The organism is Salinicoccus jeotgali, from assembly GCF_055379195.1.
Genome location: NZ_AP043830.1, coordinates 1,035,358 through 1,056,145, shown reverse-complemented (window position 1 = coordinate 1,056,145; position 20,788 = coordinate 1,035,358). Strand labels below are relative to the sequence as shown.

Below are 20,788 nucleotides of genomic sequence, written 5' to 3'. Positions count from 1 at the left end.
AACTACACACAGTAAGAAAAACGGAAACCATAAGTACAGCAATCAGTATAGCTTTCTTCATGACTAGCTTCCTCTTCTAAAAATGAATTTATAGTACTTTATGCTAAAAATAATCAGCCTGCCACATCTTATTCTTATTGTTATCTGGGAGATAACATTTTAAAGCATAGTCATTAAGGATATCGCCTTTTTTTCTGAACGGCTATAAATTTTAAACTTACAGAAAAGTTTCTTATTAAATCGATTGTAAAATTTAAAGAACACGTGTGATGGAAGCTTCCTTTGGGAATAACTGAGGATAAAGCTCCGGAAACAGATGATCCGAGAAATTTTTTTATGTATCTGAAAGTGTATGTATAGATTGCTCTATCAGGCTGCTCTATATCAGGCTGAATCTGGGGAGGACGTAACCATGAAATACACCGGCATTGCGCTTGTCATGTTGGCTGCCGTATTTTGGGGGATCAGCGGTGGCATTGCGGATATACTCATGGAAAAAGGGTGGGACCCCCTGATCATCTCTTTTTATCGAGGGGTTGTCGGGTTCATATTCTTCTTTGTATGGTTCATAACCCGCTTCCGGCAAAACTGGATCACCTCGTTGGGTTTTCATCTCTGGTCGGTGCTCGGAGGTATCGGGGTAGCGGGAAACTTCACCTTCTACTTCCTGACCATCCAAGATTCGAGCGTCGCTGTGGCGGCAACTTTGATGTACACGGCACCGATATTCGTCCTGTTTATTTCATTCCTCTTCGGTATGGAACAGTCAACGTGGTTCAAGTGGATTTGCGTCTTCTCCGTTGTCGTCGGCATTGTCCTGCTTACCGGTGCTTATGACCCGGCTTCCATTTCAACTGGCATATTCGGTGTGGTGGCGGGACTGATTGCCGGATTGTCATATGCCCTATTCATCTTCGGCTTCAAAAACGCCTCAGCCATCGGAGGTCCACAGACAGTATTGACCGTCGCCTTTTTAGCATTCTGCCTCATTCTTTTGGGGTTCATAGATATAACTGAGACTTTGAATGTATTGACCTCTGATGACATATGGTGGTTTCTGTTGCTTGGTGTGGTGGGTGCCGGTCTGTCATTTATCATCTATGTAATCGGCGTCCGTCAGACGACGCCGACGAATGCTTCCATGGTCGCCATGGTGGAACCGGTGACGGCTTCGCTGTTTGGTGTCTTCATTCTGGGGGCCGAACTTGGATTCATCCAATTATTTGGTATGGGGATCATACTGGTGACGATTACAGTGCTCAGCGTCAAACAATATGAGCGAAATATTATGTATACTTACGATTAGATTAAAATTTATAAAAGTAGCTGAAAGTCGCTTTAACATCAACGTTCAAATGCTTAGACCTCATTAAATCCCACCACATCCACCTGCCTGGATTCTGTTAAAAACTGTTTTAGAAGATGTAAGTGTGCTGCCCCGATGTATAGTAGTACTCTATCGTGCTTGGCTTGAATAAGTTCCATTATATTCTTATATATAATCAAATTCCGTTGATACCACCATCGCAACCAATCGATTCCTATATAATCTGTCCCCTCACCGATCTGGGCTAACCTCATGTAGGCACGATGATTATCACATGTATTTTCTATTGTGTTGATGATTTTAAGGTTCTCAATGATTGTATTGTTATTTTCAACTTGGCTATTCTTCATGAACATACCATAGACTTCATCATATACATTGGGTTGATGAAGTTTCGCCCACTCCATCACATCTCCCATACCTCTATTGCCGACTGAATCCATCCAATCTACTGCATTAAGTCTATCCATATCCAGATGCTTACCCAGCCGATACATCACTTGATGAACTTCATTTGATTCGAGTATGGACTTATCACTTAAATATGCTTGGTACTCATCGTCCAACAATTTTTGCTTATCTTTTGTAATTTCTACTGCTAAAGCGGTCGGTTTAAAGTCAGCGAGTAGATCTATCAGTTCTTGTAATTGATGCTGGTCTTCTCCCTCATTAAATGTGTCGATGTGGGCCACCATATCGAGGTTTGAAGTAAAGTGATAGGTGCCGACCAAAAGGACTTGTGGTTTCATATAAACACTCCAATATATATTAAATTTAAGTATCTCTCAGTAACACATGCATTCTGTAACCGTTGAAAGATACCCCACCTACTCTTGATGAATGGCTTTCATCCCTTCAGAATAGAATCCATTCCCTCAAAGCGTTTCATAATTCTAGTTTTTTCCTAACCTCCTTAGTTCATTTGCTTAATTACCATGTGCCCCCTATCGCTGATTAATCATTCCTGTATTTGTAATTATTTGGTATAGTATGAGTATAACAGATAAATCTTAATTTTTAGATATTAATATGGGAGTGTGAATCCTTATAATCTTAAATACAGAAGTGACAGGTACCGGAGAGCCTATTATTTTTCTACATACCGGATTGCAGACCGGAAAGGCTGAACTCGACCTCCAAAGAGAGTACTTCAATCAAAATTACCAAGTGATACTTCCCGATTTGCGGGGGCATGGAAAGTCAATATCCGATGATTTTTCCGATTATTTTAACCGCTCTGCCTGTGATCTGGCAGAGACGCTTGATGCATTGGATCTTCGTTCAGCGCATATTGTAGGATGTTCATTAGGGGCGCTTGTCGGTCTCGTATTTGCCAAACAATACTCCAACATGGTAAGCAGTTTAACTTTATCGGGCATCATGCCAGAAAAACCTTCTGATTGGGAAAAAATAAATCAAAATGAAACGGAGCAAATAGAACAGGTGTTGAAAAATCCTGATACTTTCAACTATTTTGACACAATTCATAAGGGTAACTGGCAAGCACTGCTAAAGATTACACAAGATCCCGATTGGTATCCTTTCAACACCACTTCAGATTTATCTATGATACATTGCCCCACCCTTTTTATTATCGGGGAACAAAATGTCAATGAAACAATAGGTGCTATCAAATATCCAGAAATGAACCCCAAGATACATACCGCAGTCATCCCTTTTGCTGGTCACACAGTACACTTGGATAGACCAGAAATTTATAATGAGATTCTGGAAATTTTCCTTAATGGATTTGCATTAAATAATGAAGACTAGTAATTCATTTTAGAGTGTTTCGATATATTCAACCGCTATATCTTAAAGTGGGATTGGATTATTGTTAAATGATATCAAAATAAATTAGAGGCGATATTCATATGATTCAATGTAGGCGTTTTGTTAATGAAGATGCTAAGGAGATTTCAGAATTGGTGAGGCAAACGTTAAAGCAAACAAATATTAAAGACTACTCCCAAAAATATATTGAAGATCAAGTAAGACAAATGGATGAAAACTTCTTTATTGAAAGAGCTCAATTCACAAACTGTTACGTCTTTGTAGATGAAAATACAGAAAAGATTGTTGGAGTCGGTTCTATAGGTGCGTATTGGGGAAGTGAGAATGAAAGCAGTTTGTTTACAATCTTTGTTTCTCCTGACTATCAAGGCAAAGGAGTTGGGAAGAGAATTATGGAGACCCTGGAAGCTGATGAATATTTCATAAGAGCAAATCGTATTGAAATACCTGCTTCCATAACTGCTTTGAACTTTTATTTAAATATGGGATATGATTTTAAAAATGGTTTAGGTGAAGTGGATGAAGAAGGTCTTTATCGTCTTGAAAAATTCAAATGAATCTATAGGCTCTCATCTATTTAAATTAGAGTAACTCTTAAAACCATTCTATTTTTGAAATTATTTAAAAAGATAAATCGTATTTATCTTAAACTATGTTCTGCACATACAACACGAAAAACCAGCCTATCTTTTTAAAAAGACGGCTGGCTCATTTTAATTTATGATACAAGTCACTCTCAAATTGAGTTTACCGATCTGCTGCCTGACAGAGGTGCAGGTCGGTAATATCTCATACCTTCTGTATTCTCCGCTCCCCTATGCTGCTTTAACTCTCGAGCGAATAACTGGATAGCCTAAATCTTCAATAGCTTTTTCAATTGCTTCAATTGTCGTCACTTCGGAATTAAACTCTGCCTTTACTCTGCTTGAGTTGAACATGACTTCGACACTGTCCTTTTCAACGCCGCTCAATCCTTTGAGTGCATTTTCTATTTTCTGGATACATGATGGACAAGTGAGCGTTTCTAGATTAATAACTGCTTTTTGCATAACCAATCTCTCCTTTTAAATTTGAAGTGTTCCTTTATTTCTATCTTTAGTATAACCCGGTTGCTTCATTAATAAATTGATCCATATCAAGTTTCATTCCTATTGTTGAGCATCTAATTGCGAAGATCGCTTCTCCTCTGCGTTTCTTGTCGATTGAGGAGATGGTGTCTTCAGACGATAGCTGAGGAGTCTGACACCATTCAAGATGACTGCAAAAACGCTGAGTTCATGTACTAACATTCCGATGGACATGCTCATCCAGTCACTGAACAGCAGCCCGGCAAACAATACGAGGACAACACCGACGGCAATGACGATGTTTTGCTTCATGTTGCTCGCAATTGACTGCGTCAGCCCCATTGCATGGGCCAGATGGCTGAAATCTGATTTCATCAAGACGACGTCCGAAGTCTCAATCGCAACGTCTGTCCCGCTGCCCATCGCAATGCCGATGTCCGCAAGCGCCAAGGATGGGCTGTCATTAATGCCGTCTCCGACAAATGCCACAATCTGACCGGCGTTCTGCATCTCTTTTATATAGGCAGATTTATCTTCCGGCAGCATATTGCCGTGTGCTTCGGTCAAACCCAGTTCGCCCGCTACTAGGTCCACTGTGCCCTGGTTGTCGCCTGAGAGGACGACCAAGTTCTTTGCACCGAGCCGTTTCAGTTTTTGTAGTTCTTGTTTTACGCCGGGTCTGACCTGATCTCGAATGCCTATGAGCACTTTCAATTCACCATCGATGGCAGTCAGGACCAGCGAGTTCCCATTCTTTTCGAAACGGGTGATATCCTTCTTGGCTTGTGGACTCAATATAGCATCTTCTCTCTCCATCAACGCAGCGTTTCCGACAGCCACGCGGTGCCCATTGACCATGGCAACAATACCTTCGCCCTTTACGACTTCAGTGCCGGTTACTGGAGATGCTTCCGTTTTTCCGATATCTGCCAACACAGCTTTTGCCAATGGATGATCTGATTCCCTTTCGACACTGGCCAAGTAGCTCAAAATCGTATCTTTCTCGGCTTCTGTGCCATAAAACGCTTTCTCTGACACTTCAGGATTGCCTACCGTGAGGGTACCTGTCTTATCGAAAACAATTGTGTCTACCCTGCTGAAATCATTGATGACTTCACTGCCCTTTAAAAGTACGCCGTTGCGGGCACCGTTTCCGATTCCGGATACATTGGAGACCGGGACGCCGATGACTAACGCGCCGGGACATCCTAAAACAAGAGCGGTGATGGCCATTTCTATATTTTGTGTAAAGAGCCAGATTACAACCGCAATAATTAACACTGCTGGAGTATAGTATTTGGAAAACCGATCGATAAACCGTTCTGCTTCTGACTTGGAATCCTGCGCATCCTCGACCAATTCGATGATGCGGCCAAAAGTGGTGTCTTCCCCGACACGATCCGCTTGAATTTGAATCGTCCCATTTTCTAGGATGGTGCCTGCGAATACATCCAACCCCTCCCCTTTAGTGACCGGGACCGACTCTCCAGTGATACTCGCTTCATTGATGTATCCTTCACCGGTCAGCACGGTGCCATCTACAGGGATGCTCGATCCAGTCCGGACCAATAGGATGTCACCTTCATCGACATCGAATATATCCACTTCTTCGAACTCCCCGTCTGCTGCCTGTTTTAATGCTCGCTCTGGTGCTATTTCAGTCAATTCCTTGATGGCAGAACGCGTCTTATTCAAAGAACGCTGTTCTAAATAGGCGCCGAATAGGAATAGGAAGGTTACGATGGCGGACTCTTCATAGTTTTGGATCAGGACCGCCCCAACTACCGCAATGGTCACCAGCACGTCAATGCTGACGACTTTCACTTTGAGCGCCTGATAGGCTTGAATGGCAATCGGGGCGATTCCGAGAATGGATGCGATGATGAGGGCCCCATTAAACAGAGTGGCATTGTCCAAGGCAAAATGTCCAAAGAAACCTAAGATGATCAGAAAACCGCTTATTACTGTAATCATATTCTTTTTACCTAAAATATACCTTTGCATGTTACTCCCTCCAGAGTTTGAATTATGTATGCAGACTTGATTAATTCCTTCTATCTTCAATATAGGACACTCTATGTCTAATTAACTTAACGCAGATCAATTTTCGGCACTCTTTTTGAATATCCTGTAAGAATATGAGGAATCATGTAAAAGATATCGGTTAAGGTTGTTTCAGATGATTCATGAAAGTACTTGTGGAGAATAGATGGGGAAAAGCAACTGGGTCTGGCAGGGGATGATGAAGAATAAGGTGCATCTACACAATCAAAAAGGAACCCTGTACCTTAAAATGGCACAGACTTCCCTTTTCCAACGGGTCATTACTGATGTTGACTAATTCTGTTCATCGTCACATAAATGGAGACTTGAGCTTCACTGTCATTCAGGAAGCCTATCATTTCATCCCCTCCAATATGGATGACATCATCTTTCGTTACAGAAATTTCTTCTCCGTCAACAGTAAACCTCCCCTCGCCCTTCAAAACATTCAGATATAGTTCACATCCTGGATGCTTATGCTCGGGCATCTTTTGGCCAGACAAAAAATTCAGGACGAATACCGTACAGTCGATTGTCTTGAATACATTTATCTTTGTGAACCGTTCTTCATTGAATTTCAGTGCAGATCCAATATATTTTTTCTCCATTCCCTTCATCTCCTTTGAATGCGTAGCTTTTCGTCAAAACATAAGTATAATGGCTGATATGATTACTGCGCTGTGTGCTACATGGTGCAAGGCAGCGAGTTCCATGGGATTATGGCCTTCCGATTTATAGAAGCGGTGTATGAGCGCAACTGCTGCGGGGAGTGACAGGAGTACCCACATTGATGAATAGACCAGAAGACTGCTGATATAAGTCAGAATCAGGAGGACAGCCAACAAGATTATGGCTCTTTCCCTGCCGATTCTGATGGCAATGGTCCTCCGTGTCGACCAATCCTTCTCTATATCGCGGATATTGTTGGTCAATACCATCGTTGCCATCAGTAATGCGAATGGGAGCGGATATATCAGCATCATCCAATCCATCCCGGCACCTTGTACAAGCATCGCAATGATGACGGGAAGCGGCCCCAGGGAGATGGCGGCTGCAACTTCACCAAGTCCGAGACTTGAGAGTGAACGTCGGCCCGATGAGTAGCAATAGCCTAACACGAGCCCGGTGATGCCAAGTGGAATGATCCAGAAACTGCTATTGGCAGCAAGCCACAGTGTGAGGATCGAAACGATGAAAACGAGCACAGCCGAAACATACGGCACCTGCCTGTAATGCGGTGTCAAAAACGAGGTGTATTGACTGTGGGCATACCATTTTCCTTCCTCCTGGCCTTTCATGAAATCGAAATAATCATTCAGCATATTAACTGCTGCCTGTATCAGTACACTGGTGATAAGTACTACTATGAAATGCGAAAAATTGAGTCCTGTAAGATGTGAGCCAATCAGCGTCCCGGCAGTCACCGGCATGATTGATGCCGTCAAAGTAACCGGACGGATGATGCGGAACCAGGTGGAATGGTAACTGAAGTCGGAAGCCATATTCCTGTATCCCAATAGATGAGCCATAATACATATCCCCTTTCTAAAGCATGAGCATAAGCGTGAGCAGAACAATGAAGCCCGCTCCCTCGACACTTTCCACGAAAACAAGGCCTGCCAATGAACGTATCAGCGGAGTGTAGTCTCCCGTGGACGCAGCCTCCCAAATGGTACCTTCAGAAAGTACGCGCATAGCGTATGGATAACCGATAAAAGTACCCCAAATCAAAGTCAGTACGCCTATGATGAGAGCTGAAAACCACACAATACCGTAATGGGTCTGCCATATCATACCGAAACTTTTCACAGGCCCGAGCCATGTTCCGAGCAGAATCCCCGTCAGGATGACTCCAGCGCCAATCATCGTGAAAAGATAATGACTATGTTTCATTATGGCCTTTATTGTCCTTCTTGCATCCTGCAGGGGGAAAATTTTTAACAAAGGAAAAACACCCCATCCGACGAAAAGGAGCCCCCCTACCCAATTTATAGCCAAAAATATATGGATCCAGAGCAGCGTCTGGTAGATAGTCCAATTCATCGGCTTTCATCTCCTCTATTCCATTATGAGTCGATTACAGAATAAATTCCTTGACCACGGTCAATTTTTATTGTTTACAAGCGCTCGAATAAATAGAAAAGAGACGAAAACCCATAAGAATTTTCATCTCTCTGTCTGCTTCTATATTTAAATGGCTTCTAGGACTCATCAGAGGAAACATGTTTCTTTATAGATTGATGACAGGCACTAAATTTCAAAAAAATTGTGTACATGATTTTCGTTATTTGGAGAAGATGATGAAATGTTCAGTAATACCTATTTATGGGCCCGCTCAACTGCAGGTCATTCAGAAGATTTTAACCTTTCCTTAAATACAAAAGCCCCGTCATTTGTTAAATGACGGGGCTACTTACTAACATTCTCATTAATCTGATGTAGTCGAATGTTGTCTATCCTAGTGCAACATCGAGAATCATCATAATGGTGAACCCGATCATAAGGCTCATGGAGGCAAGATCAGTATTTCCATTTTCCTGGGAGCCAGGGATGACTTCTTCAGCGACAACGAAAATCATCGCGCCTGCAGCAAAAGCCAATGCATAGGGCAGCAGAGGCTGCATGACGATGACTGCAAGCGCCCCCGTAATCCCGGCGATGGGTTCAACGATGCCGGATGCTTGTCCGTAGGCGAAACTTTTCCTTCTGGACATCCCTTCACGCCGGAGCGGCATCGATACGGCCAAACCTTCAGGGAAGTTTTGAATACCGATACCAATTGCCAGCGCTATGGCGCCTCCGAGTGAGGCAGATGGCAAGTCAGCGGCAACAGCTCCGAATGCAACCCCGACAGCCAGTCCCTCTGGAATATTATGCAATGTTATGGCTAGGACAAGAAGCGTGCTGCGTCTTTTTCGATCGGGATTAATACCTTCTGCCGACTCCATGGCCAATCCCGGATGAAGGTGTGGGAGAAGCTTATCGGCCAGCCAGAGGAAACCACCACCAGCTAAAAAGCCGATTGCGACTGGCGCCCAAACCGGTAAAGCACCGCCTTCAGCCTTTTCCAACGCCGGTGCCAGTAAAGACCAGAAACTCGCAGCAATCATGACCCCTCCGGCAAACCCGAGCATACTGTCCATGAATCGCTGGTTAAAACCTTTCGTTGCAAAAACAAGTGCTGCACCAAGGGCGGTCATGCCCCATGTAAAGAGTGTGGCAATAGTTGCTTGTAAAATTGGGTTCAATCCCAGAAAATAATCAAACATGCTGCATGAATCCTCCTTGTATAAATATTTAAAATATCTAGTTAATCTCCTATCTCTCCTATAACCATTATTCGTTACGCCTTAAACTCATCCAATAGGGTAACATCCCTTTAGTAAATTACGATTGCCCGACAGATCTTAACCATCAACAGAGGATAAAGAATCCCCATCCGATTTGTTGACAATCGTATTATACTCATTTCATGAGCATGAATATGATTTTTAGGTTACTCTAAATTATTATGCAATACAAGAAATAAATTGTAAATAATTTTGTCATTGTCCTCTTGACCGGATATTTTAAATCCATATATACGAAAAAGGCCAACGTATGGCGTAAGTCATACGTTGGCCTTCAGAATACATATTTTAATAGGCTTATAAATGTCTCGCGAAAGTATATTACTGTTCCAGGCCAAGTTCTCGGGAGCTTGATTCTCTGATTTCCTTCAACAATTCACTGTCTTCTATCAAAGAGTGTCCATATGAAGGAATCATTTCCTTTATTTTGGACGCCCATTTCCTTTTATGCTGTGGGAAATTTTTCTCCAGGACTTCCAACACGACAGATACAGATATAGAAGCGCCCGGTGATTCACCCAGCAGAGCAATGACCGAATTATCTTTGGAATGCACGACTTCAGTCCCGAATTGAATAAAGCCTCTCCCGTATTCTTCAGTATCTTTGATCACTTGTACACGCTTGCCGGCTACTAGCAGATCCCAATCTTCATCTTTTGCATCGGGAACGAATTTCCTCAATTCTTTCATCCGGTCCTCCTTATCCATCATGACCTGCTCAATGGAATATTTGACCAGAGGCATATTCTTGATGCCTGCCGAAAGCATCGTCACTACATTACTCGGGTTGATGGATTTGAAGAGATCTGAATTGGAGCCGTTTTTAAGGAATTTGGGTCCAATCGCCGCAAAAGGACCGAACAACAAGCTTTCCTCCCCCTGGATATAGCGCCTATCCAGATGCGGAACAGTCATAGGCGGCGTGTTCGGTGGCTCTTTCCCATAAACTTTGGCGTTATGCTTTTTGACTGCCTCAGGATTGCTGCAGACTAGAAATGCGCCGCTTATAGGGAATCCACCAAGATTTCTGCTCTCAGGAATTTTTGTTTTCTGGAGCAGCGGTATTGCATTGCCACCGGCCCCGATAAAGATATGATCCGCCACGTGATAATCGACTGTATCATTCTCAAGGTTACGCACTTTGACGCCCCACTTGCCGTCTCTTCTTCTCTCGAAATCAAGCACCTCATGATTATAATGAACTTGTGCATTGTCATGTTCACTGATGTTTTTCATTAATTTTCTGGTCAGTTCACCAAAATTGACATCGGTGCCCGAATTAATTTTACTTGCCGCGACAGGCTGATCGGATGGACGTCCTTCCATCATCAGAGGCATCCATTTCTTCAATACATTGAAATCCTCTGAATACTCCATACCTTCGAACATCGGCAGCGGAGACAATGCTTCATACCGTTTTCTTAAAAATTTCATATTATCCGTGCCTTGGACAAAACTTATATGAGGCAATGGATGTATAAACTCCCGTGGATTTTGTATTTCATTATTTTTAACTAGATGTGCCCAAAATTGCTTAGAGACTTCAAATTGTTCATTTATCTCTTTTGCCTTCTCGATATCTATCGAGCCATCTTCCTGTTCGACTGTATAGTTCAGTTCACACAATGCTGCGTGACCTGTTCCAGCATTATTTTTTTCATTCGAACTCTCCATCGCCGGCTGATCCAACTTTTCGAAAACTTTGATATCCCAGTCCGGTTCTATATTCTTTAAAAATGAACCGAATGTGCCGCTCAATACACCTGCGCCGATCAGGATGACACTCTTTGATTTTGAATTATCCACTTAATGACCGCCTTTCTTATTAAAAATGTCGCCTTTTAACACTGTAATTTTACTGATTCATAATGCACCCTATTTTGGATATAAGTATATTGATGAATATTCCATTTTATATCCATCCTCTATTTCTTTATATGATCCATGTATATCAATCCATCAAACTGTTCCTGGGGTATCATTTTATAATCGTGATATCCGACCCAATAAGCTGTATATTGATTTTTTTCGATAAAATCGCTCGTAGCAAAATCGATGAAAACATCTTCCTGAAGGCGGTTACCGATATACCCCTCTAATATACTATCCTTCTCTTTTCTCGGTGTAACATAATCCGTAGGATAGAATTCATAATCGTCGGATGCATTATAAAATAATCCTACATTATATACACTATACTTACTTTCTCGTAACAACGCACCAAAAGATTCCACGCGCTCATCTTCATTTTGCTCTACAAACGTTTCACTGAGATACTCTATAGAGGTCACATCATAATTCGAATGCAGATTCGCAACCCAAACAATTGCTTTGTCATTACGGTCCATTTGCTCCAACACTTTCTCAGACATTCCAATTTCACGATAATCGTTATACTCTGCCATCCCATTCTTAAAGGTAATATTTGAGTAGTACTTTTCAATGTTTTCCTGTCTTGATATGATATAATTTTGTGCCGCTGAAGTTAATTCACTAAAGAAGGTTTGGGTTTTAATATTCTCATATACATTGGTAGGCTGCTCCAAACGCCCTACTTTTTCTCCTTGGAATACCCCTTTAGAAAACCAATATCGTAAGGCGAATTCCGACCGCTTAAATTCTTCGGCAAGATCTAGGTCATGTTCAGAAATTTCCTCCACAATATTTTCTTCCAAGAGGGAAACAGAACTGGCACTATAGCCTGCAATATAGGGGGACCAATCCATAGGCAGTACTTCGACATTATCAACTGTCCCATCCAAGTACTTTTCAAATGACTCGTGTTGGTACTGAGTCACTACTCCATCTATCACTGACAAACCACTCTCTTGATAGTAATTAAATTCTGAGTCGCCTGTTTCCAAAAATAACTTATTGAAACCATGCTCTTCAGCCAAGTAATCGATAAGATCAGTTTTTTGTTTCGCGATTTCTGATGACCAATGCGTACTTTCACCGAGGATGACAATATCCTGTTCTCCGAGTATATCTCCGATCGCTTCAATGTCGTCGTCTAACTTATAGTACTCTTTAGGGGGTTCAGATTCTCCTTCACATCCGGATAACAGGACCGTAAGTAAAAAAGAGAGGCCTATTAATATATAGTCTTTAAAACTCATTTGATGATCGCTCCTCTATAATTATGATCTTTAAAATCAGTATATTTACGAGAATAAGTACGTCACCTATGGACTGAGATGAAGTTGCCAGCTTTACCAGTTATCGATATTGAAATCATATTATAAAGTCATGGCGATTTCGATATATGTAATTATTTGGTATAATGTAAGTGTAACAAATATTTTAAACATTTAAACATTTTATTTAATTGCATATAAAGTTTCAGCGTAGATAGGAAATTACGAAAAATATAATTCAATGTTGATCATAATCTGCAAAAAACACTTAATACAGGAACGTTTGATAACCATTCATATACTATTTTATTTGGCTTTTATTGAATTTGAAGGTTTGTCTTAATAATGTTTTGAAAGAGAAAATATTGTTGTAATATAATTTTTGATGACTATGTACATTAGTTTTAAAATCAGTGTGATTAAAGTGAAGAAATTTGGAATACTGATATTGAAGGGAGATATAGAATCTATATGAAAAGGTTGTCTTGGATGGGTGAAGCCTCATTATATAGTATACTCCTTTCCATCATTCTCTTTATGGTTATTATGTTAAGGGGAACCCTTATTGGATTAAATACAACTATAGAAATATCAATAATTATTATATTATTAGTGTTATCCTTCATTTTCTCTGTATGGAGTCTTCTAAAAAAAACAGAAAGCAATATTATTCCAGTCGTATCTCTCTTTTTAGCAATCGCATTCGGCATCTTCTTTTTATTTATTTATATCATATCAGGTATGACGGCTGATCAAAGGTAAGAATAAATAGCTTGATTTGTAAGTTCCCAGAAGCCATCAACATACTTAGTAAATCATTGAATTATTGGATATGTTTAGAAGAATATTGGTTTTCATAAGAGGCAATGAACTGTCTAGCTTATTTTGACGAATGAAAAACATAAAAGCAGTCGCGGTAAAATTGGCCTTTTTCGCGACTGCTTAATTATTTACTTTGGTAAAATATAAATATATTTAATCAACAGGTTCATTATTGACTTCTTGGTAATCGAAAATCATAAATCCTTGTGGTGTTTCAACGATACTATATTCTACTTCTGTTAATCGTTTTCCGTTGGAGGTTGCATGTGAATATTTTCTGGTGGTCGTTACTTCATAGGTATTCCCATCCGATTGAGTAACATCTTTAACATTTATACCGTAAGTTTCATGGTTCCGATAATTTCCTGAATCTTTATTGGCAGAGATTTTTTCAAAATTAGGGGAGTTTTCGCGAGTGAAGGTCATAATGTCTTCTGCATTACCATTGTAGTAGGCCATCAACTCTTCAATATACCCTTCTATAAAATGAGTGATTCTTTTCTCTTCCTCACTCAATTCGCCTGTCTCTTCGGAGTCTGGGTCGGCAACCTGTTCAACATCATCAGGCACATCATCCATCGTCATTATATCAACGATCTTCTCGCCGGCTTCATTATCATGCAGCCAAAAAGTACCGATGACTGTGGAATCTTCCTTGTCTTCTATTTCATATTTCATCAATTGCTGGCCGCTCACAGGTCCGCCTTCTGTTTCATACACATCGACATCCGGTGTGCCTAATGCATCGACCACTTTTTCATACGGCAATCCGGCATAATACATTACATTGGTTACAGTATTCTCTTCTGGATTCGCCGTTTCTTCTGTCTGTTCATCTTCATTTATAAATGGACCGGGGTCTGAATAATTGACGCCCAGATTGCCATATATGACTACAGGTCCACCATGCCCTGGGTAAATCAGATCATAAGACCCGTATCGTGCCTCTACTTCTGCACGGGACATCCCTTCAGTAATGACATCTTGTGAAAATGTCAGGTTTTCCGTCTTTACACCGTCCGGATCAAATAATGTCTGCTGCACTGAGTTGGAGTGGATGTCGAATGCAGTTGCATTCTGCTTATTATTACTCTCATCTGTTTGGCCGTCGGAACTTTCTGTTGTTGACTCATTTCTATTATTCTTGCTTTCTTCAGTTGGTTCTTCTGACGAAGCACCAGCATCCGGCTCTTCATTGTTTTTTTCGTTCTCTGAAGCGTTGGTATCGGCATTGTCCCCAGAATCCTGCACTGACGCCTCTTCTGTACCGGTTTTTGTACTATCAGCCTCATCATCGGATGCTGCGTCTGATTGGCAGCTTGAAAGTATGAGTAACGATAAAATTGAAAATAAAACTAATCGCATCAAAACGCTCCTTATATTGAATTCATTCGATTTTTTCAACCACTTATTATCTTTCTACCCGTAATATATCAGCCTCAGTCTCTTAATTTTTTTGGAGAGTAAAGCAGTCAGGCCCATTCTATCTCGATGACCATAAAAATGCTGCAGGTTGTATAACCTGCAGCATTTTCTGTCTTACACCTAAAAACTCACACTATTTTCTCTCGTATGACCAAGTCCATTCTGATCCGTCTGAAGAGAAATGATATACATATTCACCCATCTGATCAGTTAAATGAAAATCATAAGTGCCATTGAGCACTGGGGTTTCATTCAATTGCTCGGGGTTATTATGTGCCAGATCAATTAATTCATACGCTGTGAAATTCTTGTTCGTGCCATATACCCACTCCCAATACATGCCGTCGTAAGAGAAATCAAATTCGTAACCATCATAGTTGAAATTATGATGATAAGGGGTTTCCTGCAATGGCGCTTCATTCAGTGTCTGCGGTGAATACATGGCGAGATTGGCAAGGTCCTCCTGCATGCCGTCCATATTTTGACTTGAATCCATGTCTTGTTCCTGACCATCCATATTGGATTGTTCGGCCTGCATTTGCTGTTCTTTTTGGAAAAGTGCTGCCACAGCTTCATTAAATTCTACTTGAGACAATTCTCCAAAGTCCTTCTTATAGGCCAACTCATTAATTTTGTCCTGAGATTCCTGGGACATCCAAGTCGGATCAAAATCCGTGTTCGCCCAGCCATCTCCATCCGGATCGGTTTCAGCAGGCAGTACTTCCCCCCAGACCGTTTTGGCACCGGCTTCCTCTTCTGCTTGTGCTGTACCGCTTAATCCTGTAAACATCAATGTCCCCGCTACTAATGTCGAACTGAGAAAAACTGATCTCTTAATCCAACAACTTCCTTTCATTGATTATGATTATTTCCAATTTAAGGATAACTTACATTTATAATTAATTCAATTGTATGTATTTTCAGTCATTAATGATGCGATAGGAAAATTATAAAGAAGGGAGGATCAAGGATTATGGCATTTTGCATCTTGATACGCCCAGCCAGAAATGTTCATCCATTTCGAATATCAAGTTCCTCTCTTTAGAGAAATAACTAAATATAATTTTTCGTATAATCACAATAGATAACAACGACGAGGCGAGTTAATGTATAATGTACGTTTAACGGAAAGTGTACTGTATTGCTGTTATTTCAGTGAACATCCGTTTATTCAGGAGACCAACCAGGCAATTTTAATGCTATAGTCGGGACTTTAAATAAAGTAACCGTCAGAGGATACACGAAATAGAATCAAGGAGAAATTAAAATGAAGTTTACAAGTATTATCGAAGAACCCGGAAGTACCCACCGTACTTCCGATAGAAAAAAATTACGATTCAACGTCGAAATGACAGGAGGAAAATCATGACTGCAGAAAATGAAAATACTAGTTTATTTTCCCTCCGTTCAGTAGGATCTCTGATTGTTCTAGTTGTATTGGGTGCATCACTGCTTTGGGTGAGCTTCAATATGGAACTGCCCTCACCAGAAGCGTTGCGTGAAACCATACTTGACTATGGTTGGGCCGGCTGGCTAGTGTTTCTCGGAATCACTTCCGCAATAGCCATCACACCTATTCCCGTAACGGTGCCAGCCCTGGTGGCAGGGTCCCTGTATGGCTTGATAGAAGGAACACTACTTTCCTTCTCCGGCGTGATGCTCGGTTCCTGGATCGGTTACTGGTTAGCTCGTGCTTTAGGCCAGCGCATCGTTTTCCGTCTTTTAGGCCGCCACAGTACCATCGTACAAAATTACCTAAGCAATGCAGGATTCTGGGCAATGTGCACTGTAAGGTTAATGCCTGCATTGCCCTACTGGCCAATAAATTATGGAGCTGGTGCTTTAGGTGTGAAACAATATGCATTCGTGTCCGCCACCTTTGTTGCTTCCATACCCGGTCAAATTTCTCTAGTTGCGTTGGGAGCATTTGCATCAAACCCATCAATTTTCCACGGCACAGTATTGGTCATTGCTTGGGTTGCGGTGTTGGTGTCGACCTGGATTTCTTATAAATACTGGCGGAACACAGCCCCTGATCGAAAGGATGCATAATCGATAGAAGAATAGGATTAGCTTTATATTTTGGTGCCAGTTGAAAAATCCCGATCAATGCACATTTTTGTAACATGTGCATTAATCGGGATTAATTGTTTCAGTTATTCATTGGATGTGCTTATTTCATTCACCGCAAGGATTGCATTAGCGATTTCTTCAGGAGTGATTTTATCGTTCAAGTTAGAAAACGTATCTCCAGGATCTGTCGCAAGCTCTCCAACTTTAACAAGATCTTCGAAACTGGTATTTTCCAGATGCATTTCTTTTAGGGTAGTAGGCATGCCTATACTCTTGTAAAAATCGATATATCTATGCAATGTTTTATCTGAAGCATTCTCAAGGACTAATTGTACAAGAGTGCCATAAGTTACCTTCTCCCCGTGCGAGAGATTGTGGATTTCTCCTGAAAGAGAAGTGAAACCATTGTGGATGGCATGGGCTGCAGCCAATCCGCCGTTTTCAAAACCAAGTCCTGAAAGCAGTGTATTCGCTTCTATAACCGCTTCGACGTGAGGTGTCACCAAACCTTTGGATGCAGCTCGGTACGCAGAATCACCATATTTGAACAATGTTTCCTCACACTTTTCCGCAATGGCAATCGAAGCCAAGGTAGGTTGTCCCCCTACCATGTTCTCACCATGGCTTTTTAGGGCTGCTCTTGCTTCTACCAGAGTCGCCATGGCATCACTCATTCCTGAAGCAAAAAGTTTTATCGGAGCATTTACGACTACTTGCGAATCGATGATGATCAGATCAGGGTTTTTATCATAAAACTTATAACCTGTAAATTCACCGGATTCTGAGTAAATTACAGAAAGCGAGCTTGACGGCGCATCAGTTGAAGCTGTTGTCGGAACAATTATGACTGGCGCTTCCAGACTGTCAGCTATTGCTTTTGCAGTATCCAGCGTCTTACCGCCGCCTACCCCAACCACTGCATCAGAGCCCTTATTTTCAGCCGCTTCACTCAACCTATCAATCTCTTTTTCCGAGGCTTCGCCATTAAAGGCTTCGTAGTCAAAATCTATATCGGTATCTTTAAAGCTTTTTATAATTGTTTCGCTGGTGATCGACCAAACCATATCATCGGCTATAATCAGTGGGCTTTTGGCCAGTTTACGGGTTTCCTCACCCAGCTCCTTTAACACGCCCGCTCCCTGGACATATTTGCCTGGTGATTGAAATATCATTCTTGCCATTTTATAACCTCCCAATAGTTGAACATCTATTAGTGACTTTACCCTTTAAGCAAAAAATTATGCCTCTGCCATAGTCTGTCAAAATATGGTGGACAGTCCTTCTACCAGATATTGACCATAAAAAGTGAGCTTCAGATTGCTGTACGGAAAGTTCTTTCCACCTTATTTCTTCTTTAATTTGATCCGATAGGACAGGCACTCATCCAACGATGCGATTTTTTGAAATGCGCCTGTCTCAAAATCCATTGCTCCTGAAGGATAATAGGCTATAATCTGTAATCCTGCCTTTTTGCAGAGCGTATAAATCTGCTCGGGTGAATAGCAAGCAAGGGATTGTGTGATCGCTTCTTTCTCTTTGCCTTTTTCCCACCAAGTATCGGTCATTCTATTTCCGGTTTCGTCATAATCATACTTTCGAATAATGTTTCCTATACCAAACGGGTACATTTCCTGTCCAGCGATTTTTTGCCAGTATAGAGGCTGGTAGATATCTATTAGTGCGTACCCATCATCACTCAGCCAATTGAAGATCCGTTGCAGCAAAAATGACTGATCGTAGTCATTGCCGACACCAAATCCATCAAGGTACAAAATCAGATCGAAATCTTGTTGTAACTTTATTGTATTGAAGTCGCCACACAGCACTTGAACATTTTGATGAGCATGTTTTTTCGCATAATCACAAATTTCCTCCACCAATTCTACGGTTACTATTTCTCTATCGCGGCGCGCCAGTATATTTGCTATATCACCGCGTCCTGCTCCCAACTCCAAGACCGTTGTAAAAGGCCTCCCTACTTGTTCGAGCAATACTGGAACCTCTTCTTCAAAGAAGTAACTGGGCGGGTAGGCGGACTTGGATGTCATTAATTCAAATTGTTTTCTATAGTAGGTTTCTGCCCAATTTGTTTTCATAATCTCTACTCCTTGTATTTTTTTAACCAGCACTTCAAGTGTAAATTTACTGTTCATCATATCATCTTTTGACTAGCAGATATTCATATATAATCAGTCTCAGATACATTTTCAAAATTAAATGAGGTAAATTTCAATTCATTTGACTGAATATTAAGAATAACATAGAATGGAGATATTCATGGTTAATATGGGTGTTTCACAGCTCCATGAATCATTTGTATAAGCAAGGCGCCTTATATAAGCATCAACGCATCATCAAAATTGATAAAGGGGATGTTTTAATGGGCAAGGTAAATCTTCAAGTCGCAAAAGAGATTATTGCAGCGGCTGAGAAGCAGGCAGAAGATATCGGAGTTAACATGGTGATATCTGTTTTGGATGAGGGAGGTAATCTGATTGCGACACATCGCATGGATGATGCCTGGCTCGCAAGTATTGATATCGCGCAGAACAAAGCCTGGACTTCTGTAGCGTTGAAGATGCCGACTTCGAATCTCGCAGAGGCAACGGTCCCGAATGCCGAACTCTATGGTCTGAACACCACCAACCAGGGCAAGATTGTAGTATTCGGGGGCGGCTTCCCTCTTGAAAAAGATGGCAAGGTCATCGGTGCCGTGGGCGTAAGCGGCAGCAGTGTCGAAAATGATACTAAAGTATCCAGAGCTGGTGTAGATGCCTTCGAAAAAATGGATCTGTAATTCCATGATCCTCTGAAAAACATTGTATCGAGGCCGGGGACCCTATCACCGACCTCGATATTTTACTGTCTCCCTTCAATAAATGTGGCCTTTTTACATAAGTTTTAGAATGATGCGTCATGCTGATTTGAATCCAATCTACCGTCCTGTACCACTAGTTTATATGCTATCCACCCGATGATCACGGTCATTATCATCAACCCGGCATACATGAGCCACATATTCTCCAAAAGACCAGCCTGCATCATGGCCGCTGTCACATTCGTCAATGCATGCAGCACGATTGCTGCCGGGAACAGCCACCATTTCCCTTTCTTCATCACAGATGTGAATACAATGATGGACAGGCCGATATGCACAGTGATCGCAAAGATTCGTTCCACAATCGAAAGTATATAGGTGAAGGATGATGTGCCTGCAATCGATTCGATGAGGGCTGGCGGCAGGTTATCGACCGCACTGCTGCCATTGTTGATCATAATGCTGAAGACGACTGAATTCAGCATGCCGAGTCCTAAAACAATGATGGCTTCAATGCCGCCATGGCCGATGCCGTAGGATACTGCCGAATCCATTCTTTTGTATTTGCGCTTCATCATCAGAAAAGCTGTAAGACGCCCGGTCTCCTCAAATATCCCCGCAGCCAGTACACCGTACAGCACATAGAGCCAAGGCGATTCTTCAAGCAGCGAAATCGTGCCATCCATTGCGGGCTTAAGCACCAGAAAATGACTGATCTGCTCAAGCACCATAGCGAATAAGATGAAGATCGCCGCACCGATCAATATAGGGATCCAGCGGATCTTGAATCTGCGCCTTAATATAAGGATGAAGACAAACGGTAGCAGAACCGAAGCTAAGCCTGCCATTACCATAAAAATAATTTGTGTAGTAGCAACCATAAAGTCCCCCTCTTTTTACTTAATGATAACAATAGCATACAGGAAATGGAA

Annotated in this window: 19 protein-coding genes; 5 read left to right on the top strand and 14 right to left on the bottom strand. The window is 41.5% G+C overall.

Annotation, left to right across the window (positions count from 1 at the left end):
- The first annotated feature begins 412 nt into the window (after positions 1-412).
- On the top strand, positions 413-1,306 hold the full coding sequence (locus ACZ43I_RS05285) for a DMT family transporter (protein ID WP_344700896.1): 894 nt from the start codon (positions 413-415) through the stop codon (positions 1,304-1,306).
- A 53-nt stretch (positions 1,307-1,359) separates the two neighbouring features.
- Here ACZ43I_RS05285 and ACZ43I_RS05280 read toward each other — a convergent pair whose 3' ends face one another.
- Positions 1,360-2,076: a DUF5694 domain-containing protein gene (locus ACZ43I_RS05280; protein WP_344700897.1), complete on the bottom strand. Its 717-nt coding sequence runs from the start codon at positions 2,074-2,076 to the stop codon at positions 1,360-1,362.
- A gap of 316 nt (positions 2,077-2,392) precedes the next feature.
- On the opposite strand from ACZ43I_RS05280, the gene ACZ43I_RS05275 reads away from it, so the two are divergent.
- Both ACZ43I_RS05275 and ACZ43I_RS05270 read left to right on the top strand, forming a co-directional pair.
- Complete coding sequence (locus tag ACZ43I_RS05275; RefSeq protein ID WP_344700898.1) at positions 2,393-3,100, top strand: alpha/beta fold hydrolase; 708 nt, start codon at positions 2,393-2,395, stop codon at positions 3,098-3,100.
- A gap of 101 nt (positions 3,101-3,201) precedes the next feature.
- The gene (locus ACZ43I_RS05270) at positions 3,202-3,678 is read left to right on the top strand and encodes a GNAT family N-acetyltransferase (protein WP_344700899.1); all 477 of its coding nucleotides are present in this window, start codon (positions 3,202-3,204) and stop codon (positions 3,676-3,678) included.
- 258 nt (positions 3,679-3,936) lie between these two features.
- Here ACZ43I_RS05270 and ACZ43I_RS05265 read toward each other — a convergent pair whose 3' ends face one another.
- From ACZ43I_RS05265 to ACZ43I_RS05220, 10 genes are all read right to left on the bottom strand, one after another.
- On the bottom strand, positions 3,937-4,170 hold the full coding sequence (locus ACZ43I_RS05265; RefSeq protein ID WP_344700900.1) for a heavy-metal-associated domain-containing protein: 234 nt from the start codon (positions 4,168-4,170) through the stop codon (positions 3,937-3,939).
- A 99-nt stretch (positions 4,171-4,269) separates the two neighbouring features.
- Positions 4,270-6,192, bottom strand: a complete 1,923-nt coding sequence (locus ACZ43I_RS05260; protein ID WP_344700901.1) for a heavy metal translocating P-type ATPase — start codon at positions 6,190-6,192, stop codon at positions 4,270-4,272.
- Between the two features lie 320 nt (positions 6,193-6,512).
- Positions 6,513-6,839: a cupin domain-containing protein gene (locus ACZ43I_RS05255; protein WP_344700902.1), complete on the bottom strand. Its 327-nt coding sequence runs from the start codon at positions 6,837-6,839 to the stop codon at positions 6,513-6,515.
- A gap of 33 nt (positions 6,840-6,872) precedes the next feature.
- Complete coding sequence (locus ACZ43I_RS05250; RefSeq protein ID WP_344700903.1) at positions 6,873-7,760, bottom strand: prenyltransferase; 888 nt, start codon at positions 7,758-7,760, stop codon at positions 6,873-6,875.
- A 16-nt stretch (positions 7,761-7,776) separates the two neighbouring features.
- Complete coding sequence (locus tag ACZ43I_RS05245) at positions 7,777-8,274, bottom strand: hypothetical protein (protein ID WP_344700904.1); 498 nt, start codon at positions 8,272-8,274, stop codon at positions 7,777-7,779.
- Between the two features lie 410 nt (positions 8,275-8,684).
- Entirely contained in the window at positions 8,685-9,500 is an 816-nt protein-coding gene (locus tag ACZ43I_RS05240) for a ZIP family metal transporter (RefSeq protein ID WP_344700905.1), read from the bottom strand.
- A 402-nt stretch (positions 9,501-9,902) separates the two neighbouring features.
- On the bottom strand, positions 9,903-11,387 hold the full coding sequence (gene mqo / locus ACZ43I_RS05235) for a malate dehydrogenase (quinone) (RefSeq protein ID WP_344700906.1): 1,485 nt from the start codon (positions 11,385-11,387) through the stop codon (positions 9,903-9,905).
- Between the two features lie 119 nt (positions 11,388-11,506).
- Positions 11,507-12,700, bottom strand: a complete 1,194-nt coding sequence (locus tag ACZ43I_RS05230) for an erythromycin esterase family protein (protein WP_344700907.1) — start codon at positions 12,698-12,700, stop codon at positions 11,507-11,509.
- Positions 12,701-13,693: 993 nt separating this feature from the next.
- Positions 13,694-14,905, bottom strand: coding sequence for a hypothetical protein (locus ACZ43I_RS05225; RefSeq protein WP_344700908.1), 1,212 nt, complete (start codon positions 14,903-14,905; stop codon positions 13,694-13,696).
- A 193-nt stretch (positions 14,906-15,098) separates the two neighbouring features.
- On the bottom strand, positions 15,099-15,755 hold the full coding sequence (locus tag ACZ43I_RS05220) for a hypothetical protein (protein ID WP_344700909.1): 657 nt from the start codon (positions 15,753-15,755) through the stop codon (positions 15,099-15,101).
- Positions 15,756-16,330: 575 nt separating this feature from the next.
- On the opposite strand from ACZ43I_RS05220, the gene ACZ43I_RS05215 reads away from it, so the two are divergent.
- Positions 16,331-17,017 carry a TVP38/TMEM64 family protein gene (locus ACZ43I_RS05215; protein ID WP_344700910.1) on the top strand — a complete coding sequence of 229 codons (687 nt, stop codon included), beginning with the start codon at positions 16,331-16,333 and terminating at the stop codon, positions 17,015-17,017.
- Positions 17,018-17,121: 104 nt separating this feature from the next.
- Here the strand turns inward: ACZ43I_RS05215 and ACZ43I_RS05210 are convergent, their stop codons facing one another.
- The gene (locus ACZ43I_RS05210; RefSeq protein ID WP_344700911.1) at positions 17,122-18,219 is read right to left on the bottom strand and encodes a glycerol dehydrogenase; all 1,098 of its coding nucleotides are present in this window, start codon (positions 18,217-18,219) and stop codon (positions 17,122-17,124) included.
- 162 nt (positions 18,220-18,381) lie between these two features.
- Positions 18,382-19,134 (bottom strand): class I SAM-dependent methyltransferase, encoded by a 753-nt coding sequence (locus tag ACZ43I_RS05205; RefSeq protein ID WP_344700912.1) that lies wholly within the window; start codon positions 19,132-19,134, stop codon positions 18,382-18,384.
- Positions 19,135-19,418: 284 nt separating this feature from the next.
- On the opposite strand from ACZ43I_RS05205, the gene ACZ43I_RS05200 reads away from it, so the two are divergent.
- Entirely contained in the window at positions 19,419-19,835 is a 417-nt protein-coding gene (locus ACZ43I_RS05200; protein ID WP_344701048.1) for a GlcG/HbpS family heme-binding protein, read from the top strand.
- A 104-nt stretch (positions 19,836-19,939) separates the two neighbouring features.
- Here ACZ43I_RS05200 and ACZ43I_RS05195 read toward each other — a convergent pair whose 3' ends face one another.
- The gene (locus ACZ43I_RS05195) at positions 19,940-20,737 is read right to left on the bottom strand and encodes a YhfC family intramembrane metalloprotease (protein ID WP_344700913.1); all 798 of its coding nucleotides are present in this window, start codon (positions 20,735-20,737) and stop codon (positions 19,940-19,942) included.
- Positions 20,738-20,788: the final 51 nt, after the last annotated feature.

Excerpts from the sequence above, each read along its gene's own strand:
- ACZ43I_RS05285 (WP_344700896.1), top strand. The coding sequence starts at position 413 with ATGAAATACACCGGCATTGCGCTTGTCATGTTGGCTGCCGTATTTTGG.
- ACZ43I_RS05280 (WP_344700897.1), bottom strand. The coding sequence starts at position 2,076 with ATGAAACCACAAGTCCTTTTGGTCGGCACCTATCACTTTACTTCAAAC.
- ACZ43I_RS05270 (WP_344700899.1), top strand. The coding sequence starts at position 3,202 with ATGATTCAATGTAGGCGTTTTGTTAATGAAGATGCTAAGGAGATTTCA.
- ACZ43I_RS05265 (WP_344700900.1), bottom strand. The coding sequence starts at position 4,170 with ATGCAAAAAGCAGTTATTAATCTAGAAACGCTCACTTGTCCATCATGT.
- ACZ43I_RS05260 (WP_344700901.1), bottom strand. The coding sequence starts at position 6,192 with ATGCAAAGGTATATTTTAGGTAAAAAGAATATGATTACAGTAATAAGC.
- ACZ43I_RS05255 (WP_344700902.1), bottom strand. The coding sequence starts at position 6,839 with ATGGAGAAAAAATATATTGGATCTGCACTGAAATTCAATGAAGAACGG.
- ACZ43I_RS05250 (WP_344700903.1), bottom strand. The coding sequence starts at position 7,760 with ATGGCTCATCTATTGGGATACAGGAATATGGCTTCCGACTTCAGTTAC.
- ACZ43I_RS05245 (WP_344700904.1), bottom strand. The coding sequence starts at position 8,274 with ATGAATTGGACTATCTACCAGACGCTGCTCTGGATCCATATATTTTTG.
- ACZ43I_RS05240 (WP_344700905.1), bottom strand. The coding sequence starts at position 9,500 with ATGTTTGATTATTTTCTGGGATTGAACCCAATTTTACAAGCAACTATT.
- ACZ43I_RS05230 (WP_344700907.1), bottom strand. The coding sequence starts at position 12,700 with ATGAGTTTTAAAGACTATATATTAATAGGCCTCTCTTTTTTACTTACG.
- ACZ43I_RS05225 (WP_344700908.1), bottom strand. The coding sequence starts at position 14,905 with ATGCGATTAGTTTTATTTTCAATTTTATCGTTACTCATACTTTCAAGC.
- ACZ43I_RS05220 (WP_344700909.1), bottom strand. The coding sequence starts at position 15,755 with ATGTTTACAGGATTAAGCGGTACAGCACAAGCAGAAGAGGAAGCCGGT.
- ACZ43I_RS05215 (WP_344700910.1), top strand. The coding sequence starts at position 16,331 with ATGACTGCAGAAAATGAAAATACTAGTTTATTTTCCCTCCGTTCAGTA.
- ACZ43I_RS05210 (WP_344700911.1), bottom strand. The coding sequence starts at position 18,219 with ATGGCAAGAATGATATTTCAATCACCAGGCAAATATGTCCAGGGAGCG.
- ACZ43I_RS05205 (WP_344700912.1), bottom strand. The coding sequence starts at position 19,134 with ATGAAAACAAATTGGGCAGAAACCTACTATAGAAAACAATTTGAATTA.
- ACZ43I_RS05200 (WP_344701048.1), top strand. The coding sequence starts at position 19,419 with ATGGGCAAGGTAAATCTTCAAGTCGCAAAAGAGATTATTGCAGCGGCT.
- ACZ43I_RS05195 (WP_344700913.1), bottom strand. The coding sequence starts at position 20,737 with ATGGTTGCTACTACACAAATTATTTTTATGGTAATGGCAGGCTTAGCT.